Annotated in this window: 20 protein-coding genes and 4 pseudogenes; 7 read left to right on the forward strand and 17 right to left on the reverse strand. The window is 60.2% G+C overall.

What is annotated here, in order from left to right:
* Positions 1 to 274: 274 nt before the first annotated feature.
* The 12 genes and pseudogenes from P3T23_RS09755 to P3T23_RS09810 form a co-directional block, all read right to left on the reverse strand.
* Positions 275 to 1,357, reverse strand: coding sequence for a hypothetical protein (locus P3T23_RS09755; protein ID WP_429316225.1), 1,083 nt, complete (start codon positions 1,355 to 1,357; stop codon positions 275 to 277).
* Between the two features lie 55 nt (positions 1,358 to 1,412).
* Entirely contained in the window at positions 1,413 to 2,666 is a 1,254-nt protein-coding gene (locus P3T23_RS09760; RefSeq protein ID WP_429315961.1) for an LssY C-terminal domain-containing protein, read from the reverse strand.
* Positions 2,663 to 3,952 carry an LssY C-terminal domain-containing protein gene (locus P3T23_RS09765; protein WP_429315962.1) on the reverse strand — a complete coding sequence of 430 codons (1,290 nt, stop codon included), beginning with the start codon at positions 3,950 to 3,952 and terminating at the stop codon, positions 2,663 to 2,665. Before P3T23_RS09765 ends, P3T23_RS09760 begins: the two co-directional genes overlap by 4 nt.
* A 387-nt stretch (positions 3,953 to 4,339) precedes the next feature.
* Complete coding sequence (locus P3T23_RS09770; RefSeq protein ID WP_429315963.1) at positions 4,340 to 4,909, reverse strand: BPSL1445 family SYLF domain-containing lipoprotein; 570 nt, start codon at positions 4,907 to 4,909, stop codon at positions 4,340 to 4,342.
* A 101-nt stretch (positions 4,910 to 5,010) separates the two neighbouring features.
* Positions 5,011 to 5,358 carry a hypothetical protein gene (locus tag P3T23_RS09775; protein ID WP_429315964.1) on the reverse strand — a complete coding sequence of 116 codons (348 nt, stop codon included), beginning with the start codon at positions 5,356 to 5,358 and terminating at the stop codon, positions 5,011 to 5,013.
* A 423-nt stretch (positions 5,359 to 5,781) separates the two neighbouring features.
* The gene (locus P3T23_RS09780) at positions 5,782 to 6,396 is read right to left on the reverse strand and encodes an SLC13 family permease (protein WP_429316226.1); all 615 of its coding nucleotides are present in this window, start codon (positions 6,394 to 6,396) and stop codon (positions 5,782 to 5,784) included.
* On the reverse strand, positions 6,397 to 7,434 hold the full coding sequence (locus tag P3T23_RS09785; protein WP_429315965.1) for a transporter substrate-binding domain-containing protein: 1,038 nt from the start codon (positions 7,432 to 7,434) through the stop codon (positions 6,397 to 6,399).
* Between the two features lie 794 nt (positions 7,435 to 8,228).
* Positions 8,229 to 8,732, reverse strand: coding sequence for a hypothetical protein (locus P3T23_RS09790; RefSeq protein WP_429315966.1), 504 nt, complete (start codon positions 8,730 to 8,732; stop codon positions 8,229 to 8,231).
* Between the two features lie 12 nt (positions 8,733 to 8,744).
* Positions 8,745 to 9,515 (reverse strand): DUF2092 domain-containing protein, encoded by a 771-nt coding sequence (locus P3T23_RS09795; protein WP_429315967.1) that lies wholly within the window; start codon positions 9,513 to 9,515, stop codon positions 8,745 to 8,747.
* 55 nt (positions 9,516 to 9,570) lie between these two features.
* Positions 9,571 to 9,825, reverse strand: coding sequence for a hypothetical protein (locus tag P3T23_RS09800; protein WP_429315968.1), 255 nt, complete (start codon positions 9,823 to 9,825; stop codon positions 9,571 to 9,573).
* 59 nt (positions 9,826 to 9,884) lie between these two features.
* Positions 9,885 to 10,082, reverse strand: a pseudogene (locus tag P3T23_RS09805) (lytic transglycosylase F); the annotation flags it as partial.
* On the reverse strand, positions 10,081 to 11,637 hold the full coding sequence (locus P3T23_RS09810; RefSeq protein WP_429315969.1) for a phospholipase D family protein: 1,557 nt from the start codon (positions 11,635 to 11,637) through the stop codon (positions 10,081 to 10,083). The pseudogene P3T23_RS09805 and the gene P3T23_RS09810, both read right to left, overlap by 2 nt.
* 316 nt (positions 11,638 to 11,953) lie before the next feature.
* On the opposite strand from P3T23_RS09810, the pseudogene P3T23_RS09815 reads away from it, so the two are divergent.
* Positions 11,954 to 12,315: pseudogene (locus P3T23_RS09815) on the forward strand (ornithine carbamoyltransferase); the annotation flags it as partial.
* 725 nt (positions 12,316 to 13,040) lie between these two features.
* On the opposite strand, the gene P3T23_RS09820 reads toward P3T23_RS09815, so the two are convergent.
* The gene (locus P3T23_RS09820; RefSeq protein WP_429315970.1) at positions 13,041 to 13,346 is read right to left on the reverse strand and encodes a hypothetical protein; all 306 of its coding nucleotides are present in this window, start codon (positions 13,344 to 13,346) and stop codon (positions 13,041 to 13,043) included.
* Between the two features lie 239 nt (positions 13,347 to 13,585).
* Here P3T23_RS09820 and P3T23_RS09825 point away from each other — a divergent pair, with 239 nt between their 5' ends.
* Positions 13,586 to 14,590, forward strand: coding sequence for an IS481 family transposase (locus P3T23_RS09825; RefSeq protein WP_429315971.1), 1,005 nt, complete (start codon positions 13,586 to 13,588; stop codon positions 14,588 to 14,590).
* Between the two features lie 182 nt (positions 14,591 to 14,772).
* On the opposite strand, the gene P3T23_RS09830 is transcribed toward P3T23_RS09825, so the two are convergent.
* Positions 14,773 to 14,952: a hypothetical protein gene (locus P3T23_RS09830; protein WP_429316247.1), complete on the reverse strand. Its 180-nt coding sequence runs from the start codon at positions 14,950 to 14,952 to the stop codon at positions 14,773 to 14,775.
* Here P3T23_RS09830 and P3T23_RS09835 point away from each other — a divergent pair.
* A complete protein-coding gene (locus tag P3T23_RS09835) occupies positions 14,870 to 15,100 on the forward strand; it encodes a hypothetical protein (RefSeq protein WP_429316227.1) in 231 nt (76 codons plus the stop codon). The two genes, P3T23_RS09830 and P3T23_RS09835, sit on opposite strands and share 83 nt — an antisense overlap.
* Before the next feature lie 196 nt (positions 15,101 to 15,296).
* Here the strand turns inward: P3T23_RS09835 and P3T23_RS09840 are convergent, their stop codons facing one another.
* Positions 15,297 to 16,031: a TetR/AcrR family transcriptional regulator gene (locus P3T23_RS09840; RefSeq protein ID WP_429315972.1), complete on the reverse strand. Its 735-nt coding sequence runs from the start codon at positions 16,029 to 16,031 to the stop codon at positions 15,297 to 15,299.
* A 70-nt stretch (positions 16,032 to 16,101) separates the two neighbouring features.
* Between P3T23_RS09840 and P3T23_RS09845 the strand changes: the two genes are divergently transcribed.
* The 4 genes and pseudogenes from P3T23_RS09845 (at position 16,102) to P3T23_RS09860 (ending at position 18,852) form a co-directional block, all read left to right on the forward strand.
* Positions 16,102 to 16,683: a hydrolase gene (locus P3T23_RS09845; protein WP_429315973.1), complete on the forward strand. Its 582-nt coding sequence runs from the start codon at positions 16,102 to 16,104 to the stop codon at positions 16,681 to 16,683.
* 41 nt (positions 16,684 to 16,724) lie between these two features.
* On the forward strand, positions 16,725 to 17,807 hold the full coding sequence (locus P3T23_RS09850; RefSeq protein WP_429315974.1) for an FUSC family protein: 1,083 nt from the start codon (positions 16,725 to 16,727) through the stop codon (positions 17,805 to 17,807).
* A gap of 105 nt (positions 17,808 to 17,912) precedes the next feature.
* Positions 17,913 to 18,062, forward strand: a pseudogene (locus P3T23_RS09855) (DNA-binding response regulator); the annotation flags it as partial.
* Positions 18,063 to 18,174: 112 nt separating this feature from the next.
* Entirely contained in the window at positions 18,175 to 18,852 is a 678-nt protein-coding gene (locus P3T23_RS09860) for a YoaK family protein (RefSeq protein ID WP_429315975.1), read from the forward strand.
* Positions 18,853 to 19,203: 351 nt separating this feature from the next.
* On the opposite strand, the pseudogene P3T23_RS09865 reads toward P3T23_RS09860, so the two are convergent.
* Both P3T23_RS09865 and P3T23_RS09870 read right to left on the reverse strand, forming a co-directional pair.
* Positions 19,204 to 19,299 (reverse strand): annotated as a pseudogene (locus P3T23_RS09865) (helix-turn-helix domain-containing protein); the annotation flags it as partial.
* 71 nt (positions 19,300 to 19,370) lie between these two features.
* Complete coding sequence (locus tag P3T23_RS09870; protein WP_429315976.1) at positions 19,371 to 19,667, reverse strand: GNAT family N-acetyltransferase; 297 nt, start codon at positions 19,665 to 19,667, stop codon at positions 19,371 to 19,373.
* Positions 19,668 to 19,741 lie beyond the last annotated feature (74 nt).

A 19,741-nucleotide genomic window follows, 5' to 3' on the forward strand; every position in this document is an offset into this window, starting at 1 on the left:
CGTCCAGGATGCAGCGTTGTCCGCCCCGGCGATGCCCCGCGGGGATAGTTACACACGGCACGACGGTGCGTTCCCTCGAGGGAAGTCTAGATCAGTCGGGGAGCCAGGACAAATTTAGAAGGGGGATACCGCGGCCCATTTGCGAGCGCCAGGCGGCCGGAATGGGTGTGCCACATCTCACGGCGCACGTTCTGGAGACAACATCAACAAGGGCCAACAACCAGCAAGCCTAAACAATATCTAACGTTCTGTACCAGCCGCATGCTCCGTATCACTACTTTGGCATCGCCAGATCTTCTTCCACAAAGCGCAGAAGCGCTTCTGTCAGCGCCTCGCGCGGGTAGGCGTTCTGCGTGACGAACAGTGAGCCGATCGTCGTATGGGTTCGGGCGACAGGCACCGCGAGTGCCCAGTGGTCAGCGTTGATGTAGGCCACGAGGGTGCTTCCGGGCACGACCTGATCATAGAAGATCACCTGACTGTCGTTGCGCGCATCGACGCGCGAGAGTTTGTCGTAGCTCGATTTGAGTATCGACGAAATGCGCTCCGGCTTAGGGAACGTCACGATCGAGTAGTAGTGCAGTTCGGGGGGAAGCGGGTTTTGCGCGATCCACGCCTTGCGTGTTGCCGGTCGCAGGCTTTGCACGGCGCCTCCGTCTCCCGAGGTGCAGGTCGCGCCAGGAAAGTGCTTCAGCAGGTCAGCCTGGTATTGCTCGGCATCATTGGCGAGCGGCGAACCACCGACCGCTCCTGCTACGCTGACTACCGCCGCCACGCGGCTACGCATCTCCGGATACGCGACTACGGCCTCCAGGATGTCCGCAGCACCCTTGGAATAACCGATCAGCACGAGCCGCGGTGTTCCCGCGGGCAATTGCATGGCCATGATGGCGTCGCGAATCTGGCGTGCATTGTGCGCGGTGCTCGACAACCCGTTGACGTCAAGCATGATCGCGTCGTATCCAAATTGCTGAACGTGCTTCGTGACGGTGCCCGGCGCATTCAGCCACGTCTTGAAGCAGTCGTACCCGATGCCTGGCACCACTACCGCAATGAGATGCCGCCTGGATTGCCCCAGATCGACGGGCATGGTGGTGCCGGCAGGCTCGGAGCCGACGCGTGTCAGCGCGTCTTCGCAGGGACGGTAATCAGGAAGCGCCGAGCCACGCGCTTCCAGCACCGCACAATAGATCTCGCGGAACCGCGCCCGTTTGTCCTGAACGCCCGCCTGAAATGCCGGAACGAGAACAAGCGGGGGCGTGTCTGTCGAGTACGGGATGAGTGGTTTCGTTGCACACGCCCCAAGTGTGAGACAGGTCGCGACGAGAGCGCACGTGAGGGCGCGATTCCACCACATACGCAGATAACGAATTGATTGCTGCGCAACGGCACCGTGTGCTCCCGTGACTGGATTACTTACCTGCATCGCCATTCTCCTCACGTACAGCAGGCTCACGCCCTTCCAGGTAAGGCACCCAGTCGAGAATTTCCACGTTCGAGAAACTCAGCGGTCGCGTTGCGAAAAACATCACTGCACGTAACCCGTCGGTGTAGTAGTGCGCGCCGTTGAGCGTGGTCCGGGGGTGCGCCTGCGGCGCCGGACCGACACCGTGCACGAACCCGAGTTTGTCAAGACCACCGGAATACATCATGTCCTGCACAATAAAGTTCCTTGCCTCGTCAACGTCCTCATGCAACACGCCGCCTGCCATGTCGTGGCGCGCAAAGCGGCCACCGACCGGCCGTCCGACCTGCGCCACGTACACCGCGTCGCCGTTGATGCGAATGGGCGCGAGCCACGCACGTATTGAGGTTGCGGGCACGCCAGCTTGCGCCTCCTTGCGCAGGACGACGTCCGGTTTGCGGCCGAAGACCCATTGCGCGAGATCGCTCTCGCGCAGGTCGCGACGATAGCTACGTCGCACCATCGCTGCCCCAATGTCTCCAAGTTTGCCTACGACAACGACATTCAGCGGGTCGGCGCTGGTCGTCGCGTGCTGATCGCTGGCGCAACACGGCAACCGTTCGAGGGCGGCACGTAGCGATGCAAGGTCGTGGCAGTCGGTGACCGCCGCATCGGGATACTGGAACAGCGTTAGTGCGAAGCGTGGGTCCGGGATGTCGTCCGGCACGCGCACAAAGAGGGAAAATGGAATCAGCGTCCTGCTCCCGAACAGGTCGATATTCACGAGTTTAGGGTCTCGATCCGGGTTGGTGAACAGAATCCCGGCGCGCGTCTCGCCCGGCTGAATCGGGTTCTTGAATCCAAGCTCGTCAAAGTGCTTGTCGATGCTCGCATTCGTCACACCCCCGAGAAGCGTGTGCAAGGACCAGGCGACTTCGAGTGGCGAAAAGTAGTCCGGATCGGTTCCTGAACGCAGCAGCCATAACGGTTGCGAAGTCCGGTTCTGAACTTCGATCCATAACGGCTGTACGTGGGTCTTGTTGATGTCGGCGCCGAACATGCGCTTGCTGTCTTCAGATCCCAGCACGGCCGCGCTCACCCGCACGTCCTGGCTGGTAGCGCTGACCGCACGTTCACGTAGCGGCGCATCGTTGATGCTGGTTGGGGCTGACCATGTTGCGCAGCCAGTGAAAGCGAGCGAGAGGACAACGCTGCCCGCAGTTCTTCTCAATGCACGTTGTAACGATCGCAGCCTGCTCATCGATCTTCTCCCAGGGGCACGCTATTGCGCCTGGTGCCCGCCTCCGAAGGGAGGAATTCGATCTCAGAAAGCGAGGATGGATGGCGGTCAAATATGAGTATCTGGCGATATCCATCGGTGTAATACGGATCGGTCGTCAGGTTTTCGCGCGGTGCACTTTGCGGGGCGGCGCCTACTCCCTTTACGAACCCAATCTTTGCGAGGTTCTGGGAGTAGGCCATGTCCTCCGTTAGCGCTGTGCGCGCCTCGTCGACGTCCGGATCGATCTTGTGCGTTGTGAGCGTCGGCGAGTGAAACGTGAAACGGACGCCGATATCCCGGCTGATCTGACCCACCCACACGGGCTTGCCCTGGTAGCGCATGGGGCTTAGCCAGAGTCGTAAATGATTGCGCTGGTGAATCGTGTCACGTGCTTTCTGCAACGCGAGGTCCTGCGGCCGGCCAAACAGGTAAAGATCGCTCACCGGCGCATTGACGTAACGTTCGCCAGAGAGCGCGGAAGTAATCACCTTCATGATCGCGCCTGACCACCTCTGCTCGGTCGGGCTCCACCCGCGGCGCACCAGTGCGGGAAAGGCGTCGTCAAGGCCACCCACAATAACCAGATTGAGTGGATCGCCGTTCTTCGAACCGTCCTTATTCGTTGCACAACACGGAAGAGCTTCGAGCGCGGCGCGAAACGCGTCGTCATCGGTATAGTTCACGATTTGCTCGGGCGGATAGATCTCGCGCCTAAAAACTTCGCTTACATGGTAATCGGCAAAGAAGCCGGGCACGACTATGAGGATCGAGAATGTCCTTGCCTGCCCGCTCGCAATCAGGTCGAGCTGGACGAGCTTCACGCCCTCGCTGAGGTTAGTCAGCACGAACCCCGATATGGTCTGGCCGGGCAGCACGGGGTTGTGGAACGCAAGCCGGCGGAAGCGCCGGTCGAGTTCGTCCTTCCCACCAGGCGAATCGCCGTGGACAAACGCCTCGGCCGCTTCTGACGCAGGGAAGAAATTTGGGTCAAGGCCCGGCGACATCAGATAGTAGCTGTGGGTGTCGTCGTCCTGGACCTCGATCCAGACGGGCTGAATCATCTTCTTCGCAAGCGGCACGCCATAGACCGCTTCGCTTTCGTCGGCAGAAAGGACCGCTGCCGATACCTCTACCCAGCCGTTCGAACGCGTCTCTGCGCGGCTTCTGTAGGCGAGTCCACCTGTGGAAGACGGCGTCGTGGCGCAACCACACAAGACGCAGGTGATGACAACTGACGCAAGCAGTCGATTCACGATCCGGTTCATCGCGTAACCTCATTGCCGCGAGTCGGGGCGGTGTTCCTGTCAGTGGGCGAGCGCCAACCGAACCTTACGACAAGCTCCGTTGCTGTACCTTCATCGTTTCCCGGTACACATGAACTATATAAGACATAATGCCTTTCCGTGAGACAAAGGCTGGCCGGCCGTGAGGGATCAGTAGCGGGATAGCATCGCTGACAGAGCCGCGCGGTGTGGACAGGGCCACACCCGGCGATTTCCGGCGCGCAGGCCAGCGTCGAACACGATAGCACGGGGTACACGGGACTGGATGTTCACGTGCGGCCGGAATATCCCATTGGTTCGTCCGAGAGGTTAGCCCCCGTTGCGCGTGCTGGAATGACGCCTCGATAGTCATGCGGTGCCGCGCCGGCATCAGATGTCGAGCCGGCTGACCTTGGTGCCTTCGAAGCTCAGGTTGGCCATCAGGCCGGAGTTCGTCAGCACGAAACCGACGATCGGCGCACCCGTCGTCGCGGTGTCGAGCGTACCGTTGGCGCCGGTCTTCGCCACCACTACCGAGCCATCCACGCCGGCTGTCCAGCCCTTGTCGCTCGTCCGGAATTTATCGAGCGCGTCCTGGGTCATGAACATCATGATCACCGCCTTGGACTGGGCGCCAATCTGCAAGCCGAACGAGGCGGTACTGGTCTTGTAATAGCCGACGGACGCGCCTCCCACGCGCAGCGCGCCTTCGCCATATTCGCCGCCGACCACGAGGCCAGCGGCGAACACCGACGGGAAGACGAGAATGCCCTTGGCCTTGCTGGCCTGCGCCTGCGCGCCCGGCGTCGAACTGAACAGCTTGTTGAGGGCGCCATCGACACCGGCATCGATTTCATGGCGCTTGATGTTCGCTTCCGCCGGATCCTGGGTCGTGTTGCAAGCGGCCAGCGAGCTGGCCAGGGCGATGGCGGTCAGGGAGAAGAAGGTACGACGGTTCATGAGACTCTCCTCGATTGAAATGCTGCAGAATTGGGCCTGAGGCCCCTGAGATTGATGTCCACATCCATCGAACGACGGAGTCACGCAGACCGACGCGCTGCTTAGAGGCAGCCGCTAATATCGCCGGTAGGGTTCGTTCCACCCCCGCTTCCCGGGCGGAAGCCGACCCATGTTTTGCTGGTACCGGTCCACGAGGGCCGCACGACGGCGGCTGCGCCATTCGGAGGCTGCTGCCCCGGGACATAGACATCCATCGCCTGGTTGTTCGCCAGCGTCAGCTGCGATGTGACATGCTGTTGCGACTGGTTTGCCCATTTCTGAGCGATGCATTGTCCGACTGCGGAGGCCGGCTGCTGACTTTCTCCGACCGATTGCACGCCCGGCGGCATGGATTGGCTTGCACAGGCTGACAAAGCAGCGGTCACGACGAGAAGCGGTAAGGATTTCATTTTTTCACACTCCAGTTGGATTTCGCATTTCCATCGGTTTGGTGCAACGTCCTGCTGGCATGTGCGCAAGTCCGAAACGACGCCCGTCGCCCGGCCCCTCACGACATGCCCTCAGAACCCGCCTGTGCCGCGCTGACTAGCCAATACTGACGTGCTCGTCTATGCAACCAGGCTTTTCGGTCTCCACGCTTCGAAGCGCGCAGGTAAGTCAATCTGTACGTCGCGGCGGGAAATTTTTCGGCTATGACCCGAAGACCAGTTTAGTTGGCGCTGAAACGCTACGACGCTCAATGCCCACCTCGACGGATCATGTCTGCCGATTCCCCTGCAACGACGACCACCCCCTCCTGCTGGTCCAGCCAAAATTCCGCATCGCCCTTGAAACTGGTCTGCGGCGATACGCCCTGATCGATCGCGGCGCGATCACTTCACCATTCGCGAGAGCACGAGCACGTATATCGCCGACGCGAGGAGCTGGGCCACGGTGACCGGTAGCCCGAACCGCAAAAACCTGAGGAACGTGACCGGCTTGCCGTGGCGCGCGCAAATGCCAGCGGACACGACGTTGGCGGATGCACCGATCAGCGTGGCGTTCCCGCCTGGAGTCGCACCGAACATCATCCCCACGAACACCGGAAGGACGGCCGCCGGCCAGTCGACGAACTGCGTGCCGAGCGCCGCGTCCGGCACCACCTCCGCTGCTACCAGGTAGCCCTTCACAATCAGGATAGACGCCGCTGCAACCGGAACATTGGCCAGCACGGCTGAAAGCAGGCCAATGCCCGCGATCGTCGTCAGCGCAACGGGCATCAGCGCGGTGCCGAACACCGCGTAAAGCCGCAGCGCCAGCAGCGGCAGCAACTCTGTCTTGGCCACCGCCTGGACAAGGCAAAAGATGCACCCAAGGAGCAGAAGCGTCTTCCAGTTGACGCGGCAACCGCCGTATCGATGACATTGAATGCGATCGTCAAGATCACCACCGCGAACACGCCAAGGACGAAGTAGATCTGCAGTGCGCTCATGAGCAGGCCCGGTCAGCTAGCGCATGGGCGGCGCGTAGATCAGGCCACCCTCGGTCCAAAGACGGTTGAGGCCGCGTTCAAGATTCAGCGGGCTGCGCGCTCCGAGGTTGCGATCGAACATTTCTCCGTAGTTGCCGACGACCTGCACCGTACGTGCCACCCAGCCCCGTTCGACCCCGTTGGCTGTGTCCACATCGGTTCCCGGATCGAGCGCACGCGCCACCAGCGGATCGCGCAAGCGCACCCGTGCGTTGCTCTGCGTGACTCCATACCCTCCGGCGGCAGTCAACGAAAACAGCATCCAGCGCACGAGGGTCAACCAGGCTCCGACGCCGGCGCGAACAACGGGCCCGCGCGGCTCCTTCGCAATCTGCTCTGGCAGGATCACGTACTCACCCGCGCCGCCCGGGGCATGCAAGCGGACAGCCGAGAGGTGGGCAGCGTCAGCTGGATAGGCGCGGCAACGTCCCTGGAAGTAAACATCCGCGGTTTCGCTCGCCGAGTCGACGACGAGCGGCGTCACGCTCAGGTTTCTCTCGGCAAAGTAGTCAACGAGGTGTACCTCGCTCGACGTGCCCTTCTCGACACAGGCGGCAGCGCCGCCGAGATCGGCAACTCTGCGCACGCCGCTTTTTGCCGGAACCATGAACGCCTGCACATCGTAGAAAAGCACACTGGCGAACTGCACGCCGAGCGTGCTTTCACGAACCAGCGTCCACGTCGTATTGCGGCTGAGCAGGTCCACCATACCGGTGCACAGTGCGGGGAATCTTGCTGAAGCCTTCAGCGGAATGAAGGTGACCCGATCCGCGTTACCCAGCGCCACAGCAGCGACCGCGCGGCAGAAATCGATGTCGATGCCCATCCAGCGCCCCGCCGCGTCTTTTGCCGAAAGCCCCGTAACGCCCTGACTCACACCGCATCGCAGCACGCCGCGCGTCCTGGCCTGCGTCAGGGTATCGCCGTTCGCTGCGTAAGCGGGCAAGTCAATGGCCGTGACCAGCAGTAACGTTAGCGGCAATATCCTGTCGATCATGCGGCCAATGAGAGTCATCGGTGCACCTGTGGCAGACTCCAATCGGAGTCTGCTCCCGACCCTCAATACGCCGCCGAACGCCCGCACCAGCTCTCTCGACAGCATCCTGTGGGATGTGGATGTGGACAGCATCGGTTGTCTCCTCGAAGGTCGCGCCGAAGGTATCCTGGCGACAAACAACACCTGCCAATGACCATGGTGATCGGAGCTGGGCTATGCCGCTGCGTCCGTCAACTTCCGGCAGAAAAGCAGTCGACTCATCGCAAGCCAGGGTGACGTCAAATTCATCAGATATGCAAATTGTTACTTCATCCTTTCCCTGGCGCAACAAGCTGCTTTCGACCACGATTACCTAAGGCATTCGCTGGTCAGGTCCACCGCTCCTGCGTTTCAAGTCGTAGGCCACCGCGAGGCCGACCCACCGTTTTCATCTAAATTTGACCCACCCCTAGACAGGGTAGTGCATCTATTCCGATGTGGATAACTCTTCGCCGTCTGTCGTCTTAGAAGCACTCTTTCTCGTTTCCTTTGCTTTGGCAGAACTGGTCCAGAAGCCGAGGGCGGCCGCGAGCCATTGGAGGAGAACATGGCGATTGTCCGCAACGTAGAGCTTCGTTCAACAGATCTTGTTGGCGCTGGCGTTAGATTGACTCGCGGGGCCGACCTTGAACCGACTAGCGTTGCCGCTCAAGAATGATCGACACCAGAACGAATCGCAGCGCATTCCGGGTGATCATTTGATTTCTGGCATACGGTACAAACCGGGACCGCAGACAACCATACAGCCATAGATACGCCGATGGCAAAGAGCACTAATACGGAGGATTCACAACTACATATTGTGAGCCTTGGGGCTGGTACCAGGTACTGCCACATTGCTGGTAAACCATCCCACCATAGTTGACCGGAACACAATTTGCCGGCACGGTTCTGGTCATGGAGCCAATAACAGCAGAAGTCACGGCAACCGTCGCGCCAACCGCGGCCGCAGTTGCGACCGGATGATAGTCGTTATCCCAACCTCCATGTCCTTCGACATTCACATTGGTATTCCTGTTGACGTTTACGTTGTTGACACTGGTGTTTCGGACATTGTTCGTGCGCGCGTCGGCCCTGCTGTTGTTAACCTGAGCGTTCTGTCTGGGGGCACCACCGCCAGCCGCTTGCGCCCGAGCGCCACCGCCGCCGGCCGCTTGGGCGCGAGCGCCGCCTCCGCCGCCGCGACCTTGCGCCTCGGCTATGGGTGCTAAAGCGAAGCTGGTGAGAACGAGCATAGCCAGTGGCGTCAGAAGCAACTTGCTGAATAAATTCTTCATGTTGGATCTCCTTTACTTTGCCTTCACCGGCACGATCTCGATCTTCGTAGAACCTTTGGGCGGCGCAAACGCGAAAACCGAGTCTGGGAATGTCGGCTTCAAATCCCAGTGCAACAGGGAGATCGATTGTGGGCGGGCATCGTCGGCCCGATTGGTGATGACGATCTTGTGCGGCAGCGGCTTGCCGCCGGCGGATATCCAGATCTGCCAGTCGATATCGCCCTGACGGAACGCGTAATGGTCACAAAGCTCATTTCCGATAAAGCCCTGGCCGGCATTCATCGCGGACTCAATCTTGTCGAGGGGCGCAAGGTCGGTACCCCAGACAAAGAGATCCGCCAACGGCATTTCCAGGCCGTACCTCGTTTCCAACTTCTCGATCAGCTCACCGATCGTGCCGGAAAATTCGACCGACGAGTAATACTTTTGTGCCGGTGTATAGAGGGTGACGGTCTTTCCGTCGTAGAAGAGTTCACGCGTGGAGCGTGGGCTACGCATCACGACGTGCAGCCTGTTCGGGCGAACGACATTCATATCTGCCGTCGCCGAGTGCTGCAGCTTTTGGCCGTCCTCCAGAACGCGCTCGGCGGTCAGTTCGGTCGAAACATGAAAGCGCTTCAATGTTTGCAAATAGGCGCCCATGGCCTTGAGTGCCTGTATCGATCCTTGATCGACCGCGCTCGCCGCAGGCTGCGTCGTGCTCGCCGGCGCAGTCTGTGCGTAACTGGACGAGGCGGCGACCGACATAGCTAACAGGCCGAGGACAAGACTCTTCCGTTGCATGGCTGTCTCCTGTTGTTAAGCACCACTAGAGCTATACAGACGGCTCGCCGTCGGCTTAATATTGCCTGGCTGATCGAGGGAGGGTGGCCGCCTCTTCGTTATAGACCATCTTGAGATTGGCGTTGCGGTTCACTGTCGTCCGATGTCCCGCTTCCGGTCTGTCTGGTTTCGGCTGCACGGTATCCTTCGGGTCACTCGCCGTGGCGCTAACCGGGCGATGCTTGAGCCACGCTTTCTGGTAATCGTGAAGCCAGTCCCGTACCGGCATGTGAAAGCTACCGGCAGCCTGTTTCGACGCATCGTGTTCCATGATCGGTGGTGTCCGAAAAGACGGCGATGGTCCCCGCCGTCGACGAGGCCGACGCCCATTCACTTACGTCCCTGCCCGCGCTCGATCGCCTTTTCACGGGTAGTCTGCGCGTTGATGATCAACCTGTACGCCGCCGCGTAGTATTTGTAAATATTACGCACATACGTCGTTGTTTCGATGCCGATCCTCTCCGCCGCGACGATCTCCACGTTGATGAACCATTTGTCCGGGTAGAGGCCACAGTTGGCAGCTTCCTCATAGCTGTGATTCGATCGGCAGCAGTCCCAGAAACCAGATAGTGATCCGCCGCCCGGCAGACAGACCCGGCTCCCGATCAAGCTCCGTCACTGTTCCGTCAGCCGCGGTGTCGATCCAGACGATCCGACGGTTGCCAGCGGCATCGACGCGTTGTTCGAGTCGCCAGGCTTCCCGGTCGAGACGCGCTTCGACTGCGTCTACCACCTGGCTCGCGGCCACGTCGCTTTCACAGTAAACGCCAATTTCAGTGTTGAGCTCCATGGAACGTGGATCGAGATTCATCGAGCCGATAAAGATGCTCTTGCGATCGAACACGTAAGTCTTGGCATGCAGCGATGCCCTCGACGAACCAAACGTGGATTTCTTGTCCTCTGCGGATTCATTTGTCGTGACCGGCTTCCGTTCGTAGAGGCGCACGCCCGCGGCAAGCAGCGCCTTGCGATAGCGCTCGTATCCCGCATGCACCGCGGCGACATCGGTTGCAGCAAGCGAATTGGTCAACACGGTGACACGCACCCCGCGCGCGGTCAGCCCCGAGAGCCAGGCCACCCCGCCCTTACGCGGGACGAAGTACGGCGAGACGATCAACAACTCCTGTGTCGGTTGAATGCGCAGCGCCCGCCATTCCGTCATCAGATGCCCCTGAGAGTCGCCAGGCGCGCGGGTGATCGTCGACGGATCGTCGTAGAGCAGCGTAGCGTTGCCCCAGGAAAAGTCGAGGTCGCGTGCCTGAATGACCTGAAACAGCCGTTGCCTCGCCTGCACGAAGTAGGGGCGATCCTGTTGCGACGCGACGGAGGCATCCAGCTTTTCGCGGTAGGCCGCCAGCGTCGTCGGCTCCGCGCGATGGCCCATCAGCCGGTCGATCGGATAGGCCGCATCCGAGTTCCAGTATTCGTCGAAGGCGTCGGAAACCTTGCGGACTATCGGCCCGTGCACAAGCACATCCAGATCGCCGAAAGTGAAATCGCTCGATGCACCGAAGTACTCGTCGCCGATATTGCGCCCGCCCACAATGGCGCCCTGGTTGTCTGCGATCATCACCTTGTTGTGCATGCGCCGGTTGACCCGAAAGAACTCGAACACAGCCCCCAGTTTCTTGAGACTGCGGTTCGCGACCGGGTTGAACAGGCGTATCTCCATGTTGGGCTGCGAGTTGAGAGCCAGCAGGAGCTGATCGTCGGCATTCGTACCCAGATCGTCGAGCAAAACACGAACCCTTACGCCGCGGTCGGCCGCTCTGAGCAGTGACGCCGCAAGCTCCCGCCCGGTCGTGTCGTTGTGCCATATGTAGTACTGCAGGTCGAGCGAGCGGTCTGCGGCTTCGCTGAGCAGTATGCGGGCGACCAGTGCGTCGACCGGGTCCGGCAAAAGGTGAAACGCGTTGCTGCCTGGGTGTTGCTGCTCCGCGGGTACGAAGACCGCGCCAAGACGCGTGGTCTCAGTGTGATCCAGTGCATGTGTCTCTGTCCGACCCGCCTGCGGCGGCAGACTCGCGCATGCGGCCAGCATGGCGACGGCAAAGGCCGCAATGATATTCCGAAGCTTTTCCATTTTCGTTCTCCGCCTGGCTGATATGCGCGGCAACCAGCCAGCACACATCCTTTCACGCATCGAGCGCGTCAGCAGGAGAACATATAGCGCCGATGCAGCCAGTTGGCAAAGCATGACAGGTAGCCCGTCATGCAGGAATCTGGCAAAAGTAAACGGCTTGCCCTGGCGCGCGCGGATCCCGGTACGGCGAAGTTAGCGAAAGCGCCGGCAGCAGGTCGGCGCGCGCAAAACGCACCAGCGAGAAAGCACGCATGCCGGCCGGGCTGGCGGGAATACAGGCGACCCGGAATTCGATCTGCGCGCCGTCCTCCGACGAAAGGAGAGCATGAAGGATACAGCGCGCGTGCTCGGACGCATGTACGACGCAATCGAATACCGGGGGTACAGCCAGGAAATTGTCGAGGAACTGGCCCAATACGCGGCGTGCCCGTCTTCAACGGGCTGACCGACGAATACCACCCGACCCAGATGCTCGCCGACGTGCTGACGATGCGCGAGCACAGCGACAAACCGCTGCACGACATCAGCTACGCGTATCTCGGCGACGCACGCAACAACATGGGCAATTCACTTCTCTTGATCGGCGCGAAGCTCGGCATGGACGTGCGCTTAGGGGCACCCAAAACGCTGTGGCCGCATGAAGACCACGTCGCGGTAGTCTCGACTATCATGGACGACCGGCACAAGAATCATGCCAGGCCTGCCTGGCCAAATCCCCGAGTTGGCGACGCCCGTGCGCCCAGTCCATTGAGATCCAAACGGGCCGTGTGTCACCGATCGCCGACAGGCCGAGGCCGACGAATGGACCCAGTCGATTCAGCCGTCCGGTTTGTGACGGTTTCATGAAACAGGTTCGTTTCGACCATCCCGAACGGCCAATGCCGCGCCTCGGACGGCACATCAGCAATGCACGCCTGGACTTGCCCCCACCGGCAGGTGGATGACGCTCTATCTGACGGAGCGCCACCTCACGGAAGTGTTTTTGCTCGTGTGGAGACGATATCGCAGCGTGCTTTGGGTGCTTGAAGGACGACGCGAAGGGCATACGAAGCGAGACAGGCCTGGCCGTACCCCCGGAGCGCTCTCGAGTTCGGCCTTGCACGGCTGCGATCGGCTTTCGAACGTAGCCGCCGAGTCCAACTATCAGTTGGATATCTTCGGGTGACTTTTCCCGTTTTTCCAATAGGTGGTGAACAAGGTACGCGCTTATGCGCGGCAGAACACAGACTTGGTGCGCTCCCATCCATGCGTCCACGCCTTATTTTACGGAACGTTGGGATCCACTCTATGCAGTCGGCCCCGGTCCCGAAACTGACCCAACTGGCGATCGAGCGTGGACTTGTCGCGCGTGAGAAAGCGCTGAATCATGCAGCGGCGATAAATCTAATAGTCAAACCTCATCTTTATACGAAAAACTTCATGACCTCGTTTTGCAAATTCAGCTTTGAAACGAGCGCGGCGTACTTGCCATTCCGCGTCAAGGCGATAAAGGGCGACTCGTCCTCCAGCAACGCATCGAGCTGACGTTCTGGAGCCCAACTGAGGTCGATAGGCTTCCTGAACAAGACCGGACGGAACAGTTCGTCAAAGCGCACCAAGTCGACGCTTCGTGAACCTTGAACCTGTTCCACTTTCTTTCCGAGATCGCTCTGGAGTATTTGCTCTGTCAACAGCGGGTTGCGCAGACCCGTCGATGGATCGAAGGCCATCCATCGATATTCTGTCGCCGAGGCCCCTGACACAGAGGCGGGTTGCGCCGGTACAACAGGAGGCTTGACCGGAGGATTCACGGGCTCGACGAGATCCCATTGTGCCGCTGCCGCCCGAGCCACCTGTATGCTTCGTTCGTATTGCGGGTGAGCGCTCGCAAGGAGCGGCAGCAGATCGCCAGGATATGACCACCCCTGAATGTGTGATTCGCAGACATCGTTTCAACTAAAATGAGGCGATGGACCGCGAAATTGCGACTCGATTACGTTGGGTGATGATGTATCACGAGACCGGCAACGCCGGTCTCGTGTGTGCGCGCTGTGGCATCTCGAGACCGACACTTCGCAAATGGTTACGACGCTACCGGGATGCTGGAGAAGAGGGTCTTCGATCTCAAAGTCGCCGCCCTCTCAACAGTCCAAACCGGAAGGTCACTGAAGCTGATCGGGCGACGATTCTCCGGAAGCGTGCCGAGCACAAGGGGGCGCGGAGGATCCAGAACGAGTTGCGGCTCCGCGAACAAAGAGAACTGTCCCTGGCGACCGTTCACAAGGTTCTGAACGAAGCGTCCGTGAAACCGTTAGTGCGTCCCAGGCGGCCGGCACATCCCAAACGCTATAGTCGCCCGGTTCCAGGGGATCGGGTCCAGATGGACACGATGAAGATCGCGCGAGGCGTCTACCAATACACGGCCATCGACGACTGCTCGCGCTTTCGCGTACTGGCTGTCTACCCGCGCAGAAACGCCCGTAATACGCTGCTTTTTCTTGATCGTGTCATCGAGGAAATGCCGTTCCCGATCCAGCGTATCCAGACTGATCGGGGCGGCGAGTTCTTCGCCGAATCGGTGCAGCGACGTCTGATGAGCGACTGCATCAAATTTCGACCGATTCCGCCACGCTCGCCACCCCTCAACGGCAAGGTCGAGCGTTCACAGCTGACTGACCTGAACGAATTCTGGGTCCACCATGCCCCGACCGAGGACGAGATTGACCAGCGACTTGAAGAGTGGCAGTTCGACTACAACTGGCGCCGTCCGCACGGCTCCCTCGGTGGCAAGACGCCGGTTGACCGCATCGCAGAAGTCGGCGAAATCACGCCTCTCTCGGAGCAGGTGCAAAACGCATACGACGAGCGGAAGGAACGAATCCGGCATCGCGAATGGCGTGTGGACAAGACACTTGCAGAGCACCGGCGCGTGCTGGAACTCGCGTCTCCTACCGGAGCCGCGAGTTCCCTGTGAATCGCACAACTTACTATGTCTTGTTCTTCATGGACATGGCGACCCGCTCCGTTCACATCGCCGGCATGACCCCCGACCCTGATACGCCCTGGATGATGCAAATCGCACGTAATCTCAAGGACGTTGATGGTGGGTTCCTCCGCGGCAAACGATATCTCATCCTCGATAGGGACACCAAATACTCAGATGCCTTTCGCAGCTTCCTCGTCCGCGAGGGCACCAAAGACATTCGCCTGCCCCCCACGTTCACCCAATCTGAATGCTTTCGCCGAACGCTTTGTGCGCTCTATCAAAGAGGAATGCTTGCGCCGGATGATCTTTGTCGGACAGGCATCGCTTCGCCACGCGATCAACCAGTTCATGGTCCACTACCATGCCGAGCGGAATCATCAAGGGCTCGGAAACCGCCTGCTGCGGCCCATCTCGACCACCGCGCGTCTCGGGGAACCCGTTAAACGGCGCCGACGCCTTGGCGGAATGCTCAGCTACTATTATCGCGAAGCCGCCTGAACCTCACAGTTCCATTTTTGGACATTTCGCCTTCGCGTCCCGCAACGCGATCGCGGCCCGGTTCAGTTCGCCTCTCAGCTGCTCGGCGCTGCGCATGCCAGGCAAACGCCACTGCGGATTATTCGAGTCGCTGGTGCACGCCGCCGGACTTGTTCGTTGCGCCGCGACGGGATGACGCGCAGGGCTACAACAGCATTCACGCCGAGACGCCGGACTTGCCCTTGCTCTTCGGACCGGCGACATTGCCCGAAGCGGAATGCTCCTTGGGTGCTGCGCCTCGTTTCGCTGCGCCGGTTCGTCCACCACGCCCGGCTTCCATCACGTCCTCAAGGTAGCGCTCTACCACGTGCTGGAACTCCAGGATCGCCGCGTGACGGTCAACCACACTGGCATCGTGGCTCAGCGTGACGGCTGCCTTCATAAGATGCTGCACGACCACGGCCCGGAACAAAGCTTCGTCCACAGACAGTCGCGGCGCGAGGGCGGCCAGCACGGATGCGATTCCTTTGCGCAATCTTTCGCGCACTCCGGTGGCGCCGGGCAATGCGACATCACGCGCGTCGACCAGCACCACGAAAGCGGGGTGCGTCGTGCGAAACGCCACGAAAAACGTCGTCAGCCGGCTCGCAACGACCGAAACATCAAGCAGCGGCACCTCCTCGCTCAGCCGGACTAACGCTGCTTCAAGCTCGGTCACGTATTGCTCGATTAGCGTACCTGCGACCTGGTCTTTCGTCGGAAAGAACTGGTAAAGCGAACCGATCGACGCCCCCGCGCGCGCGGCGATCGCTGTCATCGTCGTTGCTTCGTACCCTTTTTCGGCGAATTCCGCACTTGCGGCTTCCAGTAACGACGCCACCCGCGCATGTCCGCGGGCGCGGCGCGGCGCCTTCGCCTCGCCCGTATTCGGCGTTGACTTTTGTGAGGCCATTCTCATATACTGTTTGTGAGCACCCCCTCACAATACACCAGCGGCTCGCCGCTTTCAATGGAAGACCATCATGTTGCAAAACCTTGACCCCAAGACTACCGCTCTCGTTCTGATCGATCTTCAGGAGGGCATTCTCGGATTCGGGAAAGCGCCCCGCCCCGCCGCAGCCGTGCTGGCTACCGCGGCAACGCTCACAAAGCGCTTCCGGGAAGTGAACGCGCCGGTCGTCCTGGTCCGGGTGGGCTGGAGCGCCGACTTCGGCGATGCACTGAAGCAGCCCGTCGATCAGCCCATCTCGCTTCCCCCCGGCGGACTGCCCTCGAACTGGTGGGACTTTCCCGCCGAACTGGCGGTGGAGGAGCGCGACATCAAGATCACGAAACGCCAATGGAGCGCTTTTTACGGCACCGAGCTCGATCTGCAATTGCGGCGTCGCGGCATCGAAACCATTGTGCTCGGCGGGATTTCGACGAACATCGGCGTTGAGTCGACGGCTCGCGCCGCGCACGAGCACGGGTACTCGCTGGTGCTCGTCGAGGACGCGATGAGCTGCGGCGCGCCCGAGCATCACCATGCGTCGCTCAATTACATCTTCCCGAGGCTAGGTCTCGTGCGGCGATCCGTCGACGTACTCGAGGCGCTCGCAGGCTGATGACGCCCGATGGACAAGCACAGCATGGCCGGAGAGCGACGATGAGCAGCGAACGTCAAACCGGAGCTTCGTCGCTCTTGCGCCGCGTCGAAACCGTGTTCGACAGGCGGGGATTGGGTCGCGCCATGTTTGCGCTCGTCCCGCTGCTCCTGCTTGCAGTCATATCAGGCAGATCCGAGTGGCTTACCGCTGCTATCGTGCCGGTCGCGATGCTCATCGCACTCGACCACTCGCAGCTTGCGCCGCTCAGCGTATTCGCGCACGCATTGGCGATCAGCGCGGGCTTCATGATCCTGATGGCGTCGCTCGCGCACCCGCTGCTCTTTGTCGTAGCCACAGTCCTGCTGGGCATGGGATCCGTGCTGGTGACCGCGGGCGGCAGTGCCTTGCGCTCGCTCGGCAACTTCACGTTCATTCCCTCGCTGTATCTTGCCTGCGAAAGTGGGGAAGGCGTCACGCGGCAGGCGCTTATTACCCGGAGCGTTGAGGTCCTGCCGTTCCTGTTGGTAGCCGCGTTGCCGATCCTGCTCCTAGCGTCAGTCGAGCACTTCCGCTCGCGTGAAACCGGCCAGCCGACTCTTGCGCATTTCGCAAAGTGGACTCGCCTCTCCCCAAACAGCGAGCGCAACGCATATATCGAGCTGATGATCACCGTCGCGCTCGCGGTCGCTTGCGCTGCCGTACTCGTCGAATGGCGGCACGTCGATCATGGTCAGTGGATGATCTGGTCGGCCGCCAGCGTCGTTACCGGAAATGCAGCAAGCGCCCGGCAGAAGTTTCGCAGCCGGCTCACCGGGGCCGTTGTCGGCGTTTCCTTCGGAGTGGTCGTCGGGTTGATGGTCCCTCATGCGTTATTTATGCGTGTGCTCGTTGTGTTCGCCGCAATGCTGACGCTCATCTGCATTCGTCCGTACACGCTCGCATTCGGCGTCCGGTGCGCCTGTGCGGCAATAGCCTTTGTATTGGCGGGAAAGCCGTGGATTTTTGGAGGCGAACGCCTGCTGAACGTGGCAGTCGGCAGCGCCATTGGGCTGCTGTGTGCGCTCACGGCATCCGCCATTGCGGCGCACATGAAGGACACGTGCCGCTCGACGTGTGACGCCCCGAGACCCAGGCAAGACTGAGCGGGACTGCGCAGTCGCCTCCGATTAAGGGCGCACGAGGGTACGGGCCGATTCGGTGTTTTGGACATTTGCACCGGCGAATTTCGCTGGCTGAGGAAGAGCTGCATTTCAAGAGTGCTTACGATCGAAGACGATGAAACTACCGCGAGCGACATCGCAGTGGAGTTGCGGAAACGCGGTTTCAGCGTCGATTGGGTCAACAACGGACGCGAAGGAATTGCGCGGGCAATGAGCGATGAGTACGACATCATCACGAACAGAGCTGAGTGTCCCCTTGCTTTCACTGCGAGCCGTCTCGTCCGCCTTCCCTTTGCCCTAATTCTGGCTCGTAAGATGCGCGGAAGTACTTTGCGCAGGAGCGAACACGATGGATCTCGATGCGGCAAGTAGAAGCCGCGGCGTCGCCGTACTCTTGACGCTGTCCGGAGGCTTTCTCGACGCGTATACGTACGTTGGCCACGGCGGTGTATTCGCGAACACGATGACGGGAAACGTGGCACTCCTCGGCATCCACATAGCAGCTGGTGACTGGACCCAGGCGCGGCTGCACATTCCCCCCCTTGTCGCCTTTGTATTCGCGGTATTTATGGTTCACCTGCTGCGCCTCGACGCCGTCGCGAACTCGCTTCCGCGCCCCGCACTTGTCTGCCTTTTGCTTGAAATTCTTTTTCTGGCTGTAGCGGCTAGCGGTGTGTGTGGACGCTCAGAGCTTTGGCTGATCCCAGGTATCACATTCGTCGCTACGCTGCAGACCTTGTCCTTCACGCACATCGAGAATCTTACGTACACGTCTGTGATGACAACCGGAAACCTTCGCCGCGCAGCGAAGAAATTGCTCGAAGGACTGATCCCAAGATACGACAAGTCGGCTCTTCACGACGCGTCGCTGCTTGGAGCGGCAGGATTCAGCTTCTTCGCCGGTGCTGTGTTCGGGGGGCTCGCAACCAGACTCATGCACGATGTGGCGTTATGGTTCGCAGTAGGGCTCCTCTTGGGCGCCCTACTTCGGATGTGGCAACTGGTACGCAGCAGCGCCAGCGCCTGACACTACCCGCGCTCAGCAAGCATAGTCGCCGCAGCCATAGCGATCGAAGTCTCCGTGGACTCGCGGTGTTATATGTCCGACTAACCGTTGCAAGACATCTTTGGCCGAAGAGCGCTGGCCTCTAAGACGCGTTCTAAGCAAGCAATTCGACTCGAGACAATCTCCGATCAAGGCATACCTGACACCCTCCCAGGTTTGACGCTAACAGTTGCCGGGTCGCACGTTTTCTAAATTTAATCTGGATTTCTACACTTTGTTCATTCGGTGTGCGATGTCATGGCCAGATACAGATGTCGCATCTTTCTCCGGTTTGTTCCTTTCCCGTTATTTAAGGAAGAGGGTGAAGCGGCAGGGTGTATCCTTGAGCAGATACAGCACCCGGTCATACAGCACCGTCAAGGATCTGGATACCCGCCGCATCTCGCGCCAGGTGAGCAGGGCGTCCAAGCGGGGGGAGCGCAAACGTTGACCTCGTTACTGGGGTTCAACGCTTACGGGGACGCTTCGACGCAGCAATGTCAGCCCGCAGCCGCAAGTTCGTAACGCGCGAAGGACCGAGATCCCCTGTGGACAATGCTGTGCAACGTGAAGCCGAAGTTCTCAAAGACCGCCCGCAACGGCTGCCTATCCGCAGCACAGTCTAGGCGCAGATACGGGCGGTTGAGGTCCCGCGTCCGCTCCTGAGCAAACGTGAGCAGCGCAGTGGAGACCCCTTTCCCTGCCCACGCACGACGAACCGTCAGCTTGTGCACAAACGCGGAAGTCCCGGCCTTGATCTCCGGCCAGAAGTACGGATCATCTAGCTCAAAGCGCATGATGCCGATGATTCTCCGCCGTCACGGGCGACCACAAAAATCCCGGCCTAAATGTCAAAAAGCGTGCTCCCGAC

The organism is Paraburkholderia sp. GAS448, assembly GCF_050435685.1.
GTDB lineage: Bacteria > Pseudomonadota > Gammaproteobacteria > Burkholderiales > Burkholderiaceae > Paraburkholderia.